Consider the following 10,440-nt stretch of genomic DNA (forward strand, 5'->3'; position numbering starts at 1 on the left):
TGCATAACCTATTGAACGTGAACGACTTTTCTGAAGATTTTCAGGAAGTGCATGTCATTCGAGTGCGATAGCCCTGCCTATGCGGCAGTGATCGATTCCGCCCCCAGCACGTAGTTCGCGAAGATTTTCTGAGCTGCCTATGCGGCAGTGATCAACTCGGTCATGTCGGTGGTGTGGGTCTTTTCTTTCTGAGCTGCCTATGCGGCAGTGATCTGATCCTCACCCCGCGTGAGTCGCGCATGATCTTTCTGAGCTGCCTATGCGGCAGTGATCTCATAGCTCAGGCCGGTGCCCTTGCCCTCGGCTTTCTGAGCTGCCTATGCGGCAGTGATCGGACGAACTGCGCGAACTCATCGACGGTGATATTTCTGAGCTGCCTATGCGGCAGTGATCGCGTGCTCGCTCACGCCCATCGAATCGGCCGATTTCTGAGCTGCCTATGCGGCAGTGATCTTCAGGCCCGCGCTGCGGCGGCCGGGCATGGCTTTCTGAGCTGCCTATGCGGCAGTGATCCAACGCACTACCCGCATCGGGGTCGAGCACGTTTTCTGAGCTGCCTATGCGGCAGTGATCTCAATAACCCATAGTTACTTTCTGCGGCCATATTTCTGAGCTGCCTATGCGGCAGTGATCGGTATGGCGACCGTCAACCGCAATCGCGGCGATTTCTGAGCTGCCTATGCGGCAGTGATCATTACAGGCGGGCCGCGTCGCAATCCCGTCCTTTTCTGAGCTGCCTATGCGGCAGTGATCAGGTCGTTCAAGCGCACGCAGGTTGATTTGCATTTCTGAGCTGCCTATGCGGCAGTGATCGAGGCGAGGCATAGCCAGGCGTGGCTCGGCCATTTCTGAGCTGCCTATGCGGCAGTGATCGCGCCCTCGATGAGCGGGCGCAGGACTTCGCGTTTCTGAGCTGCCTATGCGGCAGTGATCCTATGTCTGCGTCACGCACCGTGACCGATCGCTTTCTGAGCTGCCTATGCGGCAGTGATCGCATCGACCTCACCAGCACATTCCACGTATCGTTTCTGAGCTGCCTATGCGGCAGTGATCGATTCGGCGGCGGCGATGTGATGGCGCGCCACTTTCTGAGCTGCCTATGCGGCAGTGATCGTCGCATCGACAGTGCTGCCTGCAACCGTGCATTTCTGAGCTGCCTATGCGGCAGTGATCCCCCGCGTTGCGGTTGGCCACGTTCGGATTCATTTCTGAGCTGCCTATGCGGCAGTGATCGAGATCTCCGCCGAAAAGACGCAGCGCATCGATTTCTGAGCTGCCTATGCGGCAGTGATCGATGACGATGTGTCCGCCAGGCTCACGGGCACTTTCTGAGCTGCCTATGCGGCAGTGATCGGCGCAGAGGCCGCTTGCAGCGTTTTGCCGATTTTCTGAGCTGCCTATGCGGCAGTGATCTCGCACAGGCCGAAAACGCACTTGCCCTTGCATTTCTGAGCTGCCTATGCGGCAGTGATCGCGGCGCAGGCGAGCGCGGTGCGGCGATCGATTTTCTGAGCTGCCTATGCGGCAGTGATCCTGCGCTTCTGCCATCTGTCGGACGGCACAACTTTCTGAGCTGCCTATGCGGCAGTGATCCTGAGCAACGACGTGCATCGCACGCGGCTCATTTTCTGAGCTGCCTATGCGGCAGTGATCGCGAAGTACTGGCTCTTGCCGGCGGTGACAATTTTCTGAGCTGCCTATGCGGCAGTGATCGATCACATGGCCCGTCCGGGCGCGCGGTTCGATTTCTGAGCTGCCTATGCGGCAGTGATCCCAGGGTCGCCGTCGGGCGTCACGCGCCAGTCTTTCTGAGCTGCCTATGCGGCAGTGATCGACATGTTCCGCTACATCGGCCAAGCCGTTCCTTTCTGAGCTGCCTATGCGGCAGTGATCGGCAAGCCGGTGATCCACTTCGACGACATCGATTTCTGAGCTGCCTATGCGGCAGTGATCCGCCAAATCATCCAGCGCCACGGCGCGCTCCATTTCTGAGCTGCCTATGCGGCAGTGATCCTGCAGCAGCCTGCAGCGTCCTGCCTGCAACATTTCTGAGCTGCCTATGCGGCAGTGATCCGTGGGCACGTCGAACGTGCCGATGACGGGCATTTCTGAGCTGCCTATGCGGCAGTGATCCTCGAGGCCGCCCTGGCGCTCCCCTTCGCCCATTTCTGAGCTGCCTATGCGGCAGTGATCACGCGATGATCGGCTTTGCAACGAACGCGGAATTTCTGAGCTGCCTATGCGGCAGTGATCCGCGGCAGGCCCAGCATCAGCGCGCACAGCTCTTTCTGAGCTGCCTATGCGGCAGTGATCGATTGCGATCAACGGTCGCCATCGCATCGATCTTTCTGAGCTGCCTATGCGGCAGTGATCACGCACTTTAGCGTGGAGGCCACGGCGCCCTTTTTCTGAGCTGCCTATGCGGCAGTGATCCAGCTCGCCCCGGCCTACACCACCAACGCCATTTTCTGAGCTGCCTATGCGGCAGTGATCCCGGTGGCTGGCGAAATCCGACAGTCCTACGATTTCTGAGCTGCCTATGCGGCAGTGATCGTTACTCATTACGAGACGCCTTCGAGGATATGTTTTCTGAGCTGCCTATGCGGCAGTGATCCAGCGCCGACCCCGAGCCCTGGCTCGCCATCTTTTCTGAGCTGCCTATGCGGCAGTGATCTGGGGATCATGGGGTTACGGGTTGGTGTCGCCTTTCTGAGCTGCCTATGCGGCAGTGATCGACTGGCCGGACGAGTGGCGCACCATCGCCACTTTCTGAGCTGCCTATGCGGCAGTGATCGCCTTGCGAAAGCCCTTGTCGACCGCCTGCGCTTTCTGAGCTGCCTATGCGGCAGTGATCACGCGAGAGCGCGGTGGCAGCCTGGCTCATCATTTCTGAGCTGCCTATGCGGCAGTGATCGAAGGCGTGGCCGCAAGCGCGGGCAGCATCGTTTTCTGAGCTGCCTATGCGGCAGTGATCGATATCAACAACACTGCCAGGCGCGACCTCGTTTTCTGAGCTGCCTATGCGGCAGTGATCACACCCCGAGCGCCACCACGACGGCCGCAATCTTTCTGAGCTGCCTATGCGGCAGTGATCCCGATGAGGCCGAGGTTCTGGGGTGCGCCCAGTTTCTGAGCTGCCTATGCGGCAGTGATCAGATGATGGATGCGATTGGCGCGAGACCGGATTTTCTGAGCTGCCTATGCGGCAGTGATCGTGATGCTGGCCGTTGCGCGGGCCATCCAGAATTTCTGAGCTGCCTATGCGGCAGTGATCAGTCGATCGCACAACGCACACGCATCCCGCCATTTCTGAGCTGCCTATGCGGCAGTGATCGCGCCCTGGACGTACAACACCGGGCTTTTCGTTTTCTGAGCTGCCTATGCGGCAGTGATCATGCAATCGGGATTTCGCCCTGTCCGCTGAACTTTCTGAGCTGCCTATGCGGCAGTGATCCTGCACGAACTCGCGCATCAGGCTGCATTGGCTTTCTGAGCTGCCTATGCGGCAGTGATCGGCAGGGTCGGCGGGAGGGAATAGCGGTTCTTTTTCTGAGCTGCCTATGCGGCAGTGATCCACGTCGATCCGCGTGGCGATCGCATCGACCGTTTCTGAGCTGCCTATGCGGCAGTGATCCATCCGATGCACGAGTACTGCGCCTGGCGGACTTTCTGAGCTGCCTATGCGGCAGTGATCGAGGCGCAGATCGTCGCGCTGCTGCCGACGAATTTCTGAGCTGCCTATGCGGCAGTGATCTCCGTGTCCGCCCTCAAGCGCCTGGACGAACATTTCTGAGCTGCCTATGCGGCAGTGATCGTAGAGCGGCGAGCCGACCGGGCCGACGCGCCATTTCTGAGCTGCCTATGCGGCAGTGATCTCAAGGTCGAGAAGGACAAGACCGGGCAGTACTTTCTGAGCTGCCTATGCGGCAGTGATCTACCTGCCGACCTTCATCGCGCAGTTCGCCAATTTCTGAGCTGCCTATGCGGCAGTGATCATGCACGCCGACTGATAGGGGCGGGGTTGCATTTTCTGAGCTGCCTATGCGGCAGTGATCCCATCCAGGGCTGTGGGAGCTGTTCCGGCTCAATTTCTGAGCTGCCTATGCGGCAGTGATCAACCGCTTCGGCCTGCCCGAAAAGATGACCCTTTTCTGAGCTGCCTATGCGGCAGTGATCTTGATGTTGTGCGCTTCGTCGATGATGACGAATTTCTGAGCTGCCTATGCGGCAGTGATCGCGGGCCTGGATGCACGGAGCCTGCCGCCAGTTTTCTGAGCTGCCTATGCGGCAGTGATCGCGTAGATGCGGCGCACTGTTTCGGATTGCTTTTTCTGAGCTGCCTATGCGGCAGTGATCAATCAGATCTTCCTGAGCGCGTCGAAGTCGCATTTCTGAGCTGCCTATGCGGCAGTGATCGCCGAGCTGCACGACATCCCGATGCAAGTGAATTTCTGAGCTGCCTATGCGGCAGTGATCGCGCAGCCGGCCGGCGCGAAACGCGGCGATCATTTCTGAGCTGCCTATGCGGCAGTGATCTAGATGCCTAAAAAAATAAAGGTCTAATTATTAAAGAGAAATTATAAAATGGGCTTGTTGTACTCAATTTCTGGCACGGGTCGTAAGGCCTTGATTCTAGAGCATCCGTTTCCCGCGCCAGAAAAAGGGTCTAGAACCACGGAATGGTTGCGCTCGAACTGAGCCCGTAGCTGCCGTAGGTGCCCTCGCGTGGGGTTGATACAGGTTCCAGATGTTCAATGAACAGCCTGAATCGTTGCTGCGTGCTGCGGCTGCCGATCTCGACGTAGGGCAGTTCGAGCATCCTCGCCGCGGCGTCGGGTATCGCGGCTCGAGCAGCTTCCGCATCAATCGACTTGCGGACCATTAGACGGCGGCGCAGTCGCTCCGGGTTGCTCTTTGCTTGAACACGCCGTACGACGCGATGCTGCACCCCGGCAGGTACTGGCTGCACGGGCGTAACCGTGACGTGGTCGCGCATGCCTTGCATCCAGCCGGTCGTCATGAACCTGTCGAGGCTCCTGCTGCTGCCGTGAAGGCGCAGCCGCTGGCCGAGCGCTCGTTTGCTCTGGACGACGTCGGGGAAGCTGACGCCGATGTCTTGTCCGCCGTGATCGACCAGGCCACGGTGCAGCTTGGCGAACAGGGCATTCATCAGCGTTGTTGCCGGGAATTCCGGGTCCGGTAGCACGGTGATGTCGATGTAGTGGTCCATGCTCAGCCCGCCTCGCCGAAGACTCCGCCACGTACCAGCGTGGCGATGACGAAGTGCTGCTGCTCCACCGGCGGTGTCTGGTCCTTGATGATCCAGTTGTCGAGCAGGTTGTAGAAGTCGAGCTTCTGCTTGGGCTGGCGGTACGCCTTGCCCTGTGTGGTGACGGAGCCATAGGGTTCCACGGCGATCGGCCCCATTTCGTCGGCGCCTTCGTACCAGGTGTCGATGGTGCGCAGGGCGTTGCCGATCTTCTGCGAGTGGATGCCGGCGATGTCGTTGACGTGGTAGAGCGTTTTGCTCTTGTCGCCACGGTTCCTTTCATCTTTGAGGATGAGCTCCTGCGATGGAAAGACTTCCTGTCCGGCGCCGATGCGGACGAAGGCTGTGACTTGCAGCAGCACGTGTTGCTGTCCGGCAAGGCCGTTGGTGATCAGGCGGGCGAGACCGTCAAGCGCGCCAGCGGCCTCTGATGGGGCATCGAAGCTGCGCAGCGGGAGCGCCAGGGCGTCGAAGGTCCAGCTCCCCTGCGGCGCACCGCCCACCAGATGGGCGACGCGCACTTCCACCTGCTCCGCGCCAATGCGGTTGCGCCACAGGAAACGGCCGTTGGCGAGGTTGAAGGCGTAGCGCCGGCCGAGCTCGCCGAAGCCCTGCGTATCTGCGTAGCCGCGCACGGTGTCGAGCAGCTTGTTCAGGTAGTCCGCGTCATTGCAGGCGGACGGCTTGCCGGTGCCACCCAGCACGCGCAGCGTGAACACGACCTTCAGGGTGTCGGTGCTGCTGGGCAGTGCAGCGACATCGACTGTTTGCAGGTTGGGGTTTTCGATTGCGGCGTCGAGCTTTGCGGGGTCCTGATCCTTGGTCTTCAGCCGGTTGGAGATGGTGCCGCGCACGGACTTCTCGCGAATCGACACGGCGTGCCAGTCGTTGGCAGTGTCGCGGTGGTCCCAGTTGCCGGCGTAGAACAGGGCGTCGGATGGGTCGAGCTTGCGTTCGAAGGCGAGTACGGAGGCGGTCTTGAGCGTCATGATCTGGATTCCTTGCGAATTGAGGTTCGGTGCGTTCAGGCGGATTGCTGCGATGCGAAGTCGTTGCGGCAGCGGTACAGGCCAGCGTTCGAGTCGGTGCTGGCGTACCAAAGAAGTTGCTCGGCGTTGTCCAGCCGGTGCGGGCTGATCCACTGGCCGACGGAGTACAGGCTTTCGACGAAACGGAACGGCGTGTCGCGGTCGCGCGCGCTTTGTACTTCGCCCGCGGGCAACAGTTCGGACAGGGCACCGAAGCCGACGGGAATCGGTACGATCCAGCCCGGCCGAGGCTCGGGCTTCCATTCGACCTTCGCCGTCGCGCTCGGCGTGGGAGTCGATGCGGGATCGGGGCGAACCGGTTGCCAGTTAAAACGCGACAGATCGAGCAGGGCATCCAGCGCGGTCGCCTCCGGTGCGGCTTCACGCAGTTGATCGAGACGCGCATGCAGCAGATCGTCCCGGCACACCAGCGCGAAGCCCGGCAGCCAGCGGCGGCGCAGATGGCGAAAGCGGCGGCGAACGTCCTCGGCATCGTCGCCGAAGCGCAGGAGTGCCGGGCGACTGCGCCAATCTTGGCTGGGCAGCACGCTGCCGCCCGCAACGCGCATGCCGGCCAGTTCAAAGGCGACGGCTTGGGCGATGGCGTCATGCGTTTGTTCGTCGAGTTCCACGAAGCCGCCGCTGATGCCGAAGATCAGGGTGATCTCCATGTGCATGCGGCCTTCCTCGACGATGGCTGCGCTGCCGCCGTCCTTGTCAACCGGGTTGCGCGTCAGGCGGAAGGCCTTCACATAGCCGCCCTCGGTGACCTGTTCATCGAAGTCATGGCAGATCACGCCGACACTGTCGAAGGCGAGCGGCAAGTCGTGCGCTTCCACCTTGCGGGCAAGCGCCCACATCAAACCCAGGAAGGCGGTCATCGAGGGGAAACCGTGGGTCAGCGGGCTGGAGATGGCGTTGGCGTTCTGCACGCGCAGGCGCGGCAGGATCAGCAGGCCGTCACTATGGGGCAAGGTATTCATTGCACGGACTCCCGAACCGGAATGTAGGTTGGCGCATCGCCCCGTGTCCGCAGCGAGTGCAACTTGCCTGCCCATGCCGTGTGGAGTAGCAGTTCGTCTCGCCAGTGCCTGCCCTCGATATCGGCCAATGGCAAGCTCTGCCCGAGTTCGTGGTTCAGCCAGTTGCCGAAGCGGCGACCGATTTCGGCGGGCCAGTCCATGCGCCGCCACGCTCCGCCAAATTCCGTGTCAGTCGCGTCGTCGGTTTCTACGCGCCCGGGGTCCAGCCAGAGCCGTTCGGCCTCGACCAGGCGGCACTCCGTATCGCGCGTCCAGCCGGCGGGCAGGGTGGCTTGCAGGGGGTGGGCGAAGTCGACCAGTTCGTCGATCAGCCGATCGAGCAGGGCATCGCGGCGGTTGCGGGTTTCCATGGTTGAGGGCGGGTCGCTCTCCAGGAAATCACGCAGGATGCGCACCGTGTTTCGCACTTCCGCAATCCTGCCGAATCGCGGAAATACCGAATCGGTGAACAGCGGCGCTTTCAATGCACGCGTCCTCCACTTGGGTGGGCGTGAGGCCAACAGGTAGTTGTTGCCACCGCGCTCGCTGTTCAACTGGCTGATGTTCTGCGGCTTCGTGCCGCCGAACTTCTGCACGGCGAGATCGGGATACTCGCGATAGCCGGTGTCGTGGTCGCGTTGCGCGTAGCGTGCCTGTCGCGCGAGCTTGCCGGCCTCGCCGAAGCGGTCCTCGTTGATGGTCTGGAAGACCGCGTGGGCCAGGGTGCTCGAATACAGGGGGGCAAGCAGGTGATAGTGAGTGTTGTCGGCGGGGTCTTCACCAGTCAGCCAATAGAGCTGCTTGGCGAGGGTGTGCGAACTTGGCGTGGCGCTGCGCGGGGCGGTAATGCCGGTGAACGCGATCAGCCAGTCGCCTGCCTGATCGGTGTCGTTACTGAGCGCTGCGAGCAGGTCGGGGTCGCCGTCCTGCATCCAGACGAGCAGGGGGCGCTCGTCCACCGGCAGTTTCAGCAGCTTGAAGACGTCCAGCGCGGCGGCGTTGCCGACGACGTCGCTGCTGAAGTCCTGACTCAGGACGTGGCTGCCGACTTCCCGGTGCGCAGGCAACTCGTTGGGCGCGCGGAAGAGGTTGGTGCCGCGGGCGTCGGGGTGGATGGGCTTGAGGGTGTGAGTGACGATCTGGATCTGTGCCACACGCCGTGCAGCGTCGGCCAGCCAAGTCTCGCGAGTGTGTTGCGAGATCAACTCGTCGCGTTTTGGGTCGTCGGACGGGAGCTTGTCCAGCTTGGCGTCAAGGCGCTCCTTGAGAAAGTGCTCGATCGCGTTGCGGAAAGCGGCCCGGCGTTCGGGGGAAGTGCTAGGCATGGGATTCTCACGTAGGTACGAAGAACGTAGAATTCCCGGAGCAGTGCTCCGGGGCGTATCGACTAACTCGGATCAGACTCTTCTGATCATGCGATGGTCGGTCACATCTCGAACCTCCTTCCTGCGACATTGCCCGTAGGTGGTTGCCTTGCGAAGGCATTGCTGAGTGCCCCCTGCCGAGAAACGGACTGGCATCTGCTCTCTCGGCAGGGTAGGTACTTCCAGGCTAAGCTAGCATTTCAGCCGAGTCAATTCCTATGTATCTTGAAACGACAGCTTCACGCAACGACTACGCCCGGATCACCAATAAGCTATCCTTCGACTACTGCCGATCTAGGTAGCTAAGAAATATGTGTCTTGGCCTCCCACTTGAGGCTTTACTGCCGAATAGGCAGCGTTCTTATGAGACCCTCGCTCCTACTGCCATCGGTTCGACAGGTGATTTTTGACCTTGCCTCTCGCCACAAGGTGACCAACCCACGGGTATTCGGATCGGTGCTATGCGGTACTGATAAGGACGGTAGCGATCTCGACCTTCTGGTCGACCCTCTCCCCGGGGCGACACTCTTCGATTTGGGCGGGCTCCAGGAGGCGCTGGTTGAGATGCTTGGCATTCCAGTAGATGTGGTAACGCCGGGTGACCTTCCGGCACAGATTCGGCAGCGGGTGCTATCCGAGGCCCGACCCTTGTGACCGGAGTTGTCCCTGCATCGGTGGCTCTGCTGCGTCTTTCCGACAGCGCTTCAACCGTTTCGCGACCCATCAACGATTCCTCGTAAACCCCAGTGCAGGATGAAACCGCCAGCCCTGCGCACTTTCGGGAAGCGTCACCTTGCCGTAGCGCTCGCCGCACGCTTCCAGCGTCATGTCCCGTTCCTCGGCCAGCGCGGCCAGTTCCGTCATGTAGTCGGTAACACCCCACGGCGTCATGCGTGTGCCGGTCACCTGCGCATCGGCAATGCGGTGGTTTAGGCCGTCCTCGATCCTCACATACAGCTTGCGATAGCGCGCCTCCGCGGGCGCAATGCGATGGAGGGCGTAGTCCTCGCCTTCTTCGTCAGGCAGCAGGACGACGTCCACCTTGGGTTTGGGGTCGTAGCGGAAGGGCTGTTGCTGGGGCAGGACCGCCGTCAGCGAGACGCCGGGCTGCAGCCAGTGTGTGGTGGCATTGATCGGTGGAGCGGGGCGGCGGCCCTTTCGCCGTTGGTAGTCGCTGAGTTCGGCCTCGCCGGTCTGCGGGCGCATCTGGTGCTGGATGCGGGCGTGCTCAAGATCCACCAGTCTCGCGGTCGGCTGCAGCGCTTCGTCCGGCTTGGGCAGGATGCGCGGGCGGGCGTCGATGACCTCGCGTTGATCGGTTTCGAGCAAGTCTGCGAGCGAATGGGATTGCAGCTTGAAGCGGGGTTCGTGCATCTCGAAGCCCGGCTTGCAGTAGGCGGGTTCGCCGGGGTGCTCGAAGTGGCGCAGGTTGCTGTCCAGCACCACCATGTTCGGAGACTCTGCCGCGCCCGGGCGGTGGCGGCGGATGCGGCCGGCGAGCTGGATGAGCGAGCGCATCGAGGATGGTTCGACCACCGCCCAGTCGTAATCGTGGTCGCGCCCGACTTCGGTGACCGGGCTGCCGAGCACGATGAAGAGGTGGTTGGCCTCCGGGTTGGCGTCGAGCCGGCTACGGATTTCGGGCAATGCGAAGACGGCGTCGGGGGTGCGACGGTTGAGTGAGCATGGTCACTGCTGCTGATGCCTTTTCCCGGCGGAATGATCAAGCAGCGTGATGGTGGAGGGGGGATCCCCCT

6 protein-coding genes and 1 CRISPR repeat array are annotated in these 10,440 nt (G+C 61.4%); of the genes, 1 reads left to right on the forward strand and 5 read right to left on the reverse strand.

Annotated features, from left to right (window positions below; translation table 11 throughout):
* Positions 1–125 precede the first annotated feature (125 nt).
* A CRISPR array of direct repeats spans positions 126–4,536; the repeat unit is 28 nt; unit sequence TTTCTGAGCTGCCTATGCGGCAGTGATC.
* 130 nt (positions 4,537–4,666) lie between these two features.
* Genes cas6f through csy1 form a run of 4 tightly spaced genes read right to left on the reverse strand, consistent with a single transcriptional unit; the run spans position 4,667 to position 8,644 of the window.
* Entirely contained in the window at positions 4,667–5,230 is a 564-nt protein-coding gene (gene cas6f / locus ACMV5O_RS20880) for a type I-F CRISPR-associated endoribonuclease Cas6/Csy4 (protein ID WP_416165246.1), read from the reverse strand.
* A gap of 2 nt (positions 5,231–5,232) precedes the next feature.
* Positions 5,233–6,258, reverse strand: a complete 1,026-nt coding sequence (gene csy3, locus ACMV5O_RS20885; protein WP_416165247.1) for a type I-F CRISPR-associated protein Csy3 — start codon at positions 6,256–6,258, stop codon at positions 5,233–5,235.
* Between the two features lie 35 nt (positions 6,259–6,293).
* Positions 6,294–7,280 carry a type I-F CRISPR-associated protein Csy2 gene (gene csy2 / locus ACMV5O_RS20890; RefSeq protein ID WP_416165251.1) on the reverse strand — a complete coding sequence of 329 codons (987 nt, stop codon included), beginning with the start codon at positions 7,278–7,280 and terminating at the stop codon, positions 6,294–6,296.
* Positions 7,277–8,644 carry a type I-F CRISPR-associated protein Csy1 gene (gene csy1, locus ACMV5O_RS20895; protein WP_416165248.1) on the reverse strand — a complete coding sequence of 456 codons (1,368 nt, stop codon included), beginning with the start codon at positions 8,642–8,644 and terminating at the stop codon, positions 7,277–7,279. Before csy1 ends, csy2 begins: the two co-directional genes overlap by 4 nt.
* A gap of 402 nt (positions 8,645–9,046) precedes the next feature.
* Here csy1 and ACMV5O_RS20900 point away from each other — a divergent pair, with 402 nt between their 5' ends.
* On the forward strand, positions 9,047–9,337 hold the full coding sequence (locus tag ACMV5O_RS20900) for a nucleotidyltransferase family protein (protein ID WP_416165249.1): 291 nt from the start codon (positions 9,047–9,049) through the stop codon (positions 9,335–9,337).
* Positions 9,338–9,406: 69 nt separating this feature from the next.
* Here the strand turns inward: ACMV5O_RS20900 and ACMV5O_RS20905 are convergent, their stop codons facing one another.
* The gene (locus ACMV5O_RS20905; protein WP_416165250.1) at positions 9,407–10,330 is read right to left on the reverse strand and encodes a hypothetical protein; all 924 of its coding nucleotides are present in this window, start codon (positions 10,328–10,330) and stop codon (positions 9,407–9,409) included.
* Positions 10,331–10,440: the final 110 nt, after the last annotated feature.

This window comes from Thauera sp. WH-1 (genome assembly GCF_047806685.1).
In the GTDB taxonomy this organism is placed as follows: Bacteria; Pseudomonadota; Gammaproteobacteria; order Burkholderiales; family Rhodocyclaceae; genus Thauera.

Excerpts from the sequence above, each read along its gene's own strand:
- csy1 (WP_416165248.1), bottom strand. The coding sequence starts at position 8,644 with ATGCCTAGCACTTCCCCCGAACGCCGGGCCGCTTTCCGCAACGCGATC.
- csy2 (WP_416165251.1), bottom strand. The coding sequence starts at position 7,280 with ATGAATACCTTGCCCCATAGTGACGGCCTGCTGATCCTGCCGCGCCTG.
- ACMV5O_RS20900 (WP_416165249.1), top strand. The coding sequence starts at position 9,047 with ATGAGACCCTCGCTCCTACTGCCATCGGTTCGACAGGTGATTTTTGAC.
- csy3 (WP_416165247.1), bottom strand. The coding sequence starts at position 6,258 with ATGACGCTCAAGACCGCCTCCGTACTCGCCTTCGAACGCAAGCTCGAC.
- cas6f (WP_416165246.1), bottom strand. The coding sequence starts at position 5,230 with ATGGACCACTACATCGACATCACCGTGCTACCGGACCCGGAATTCCCG.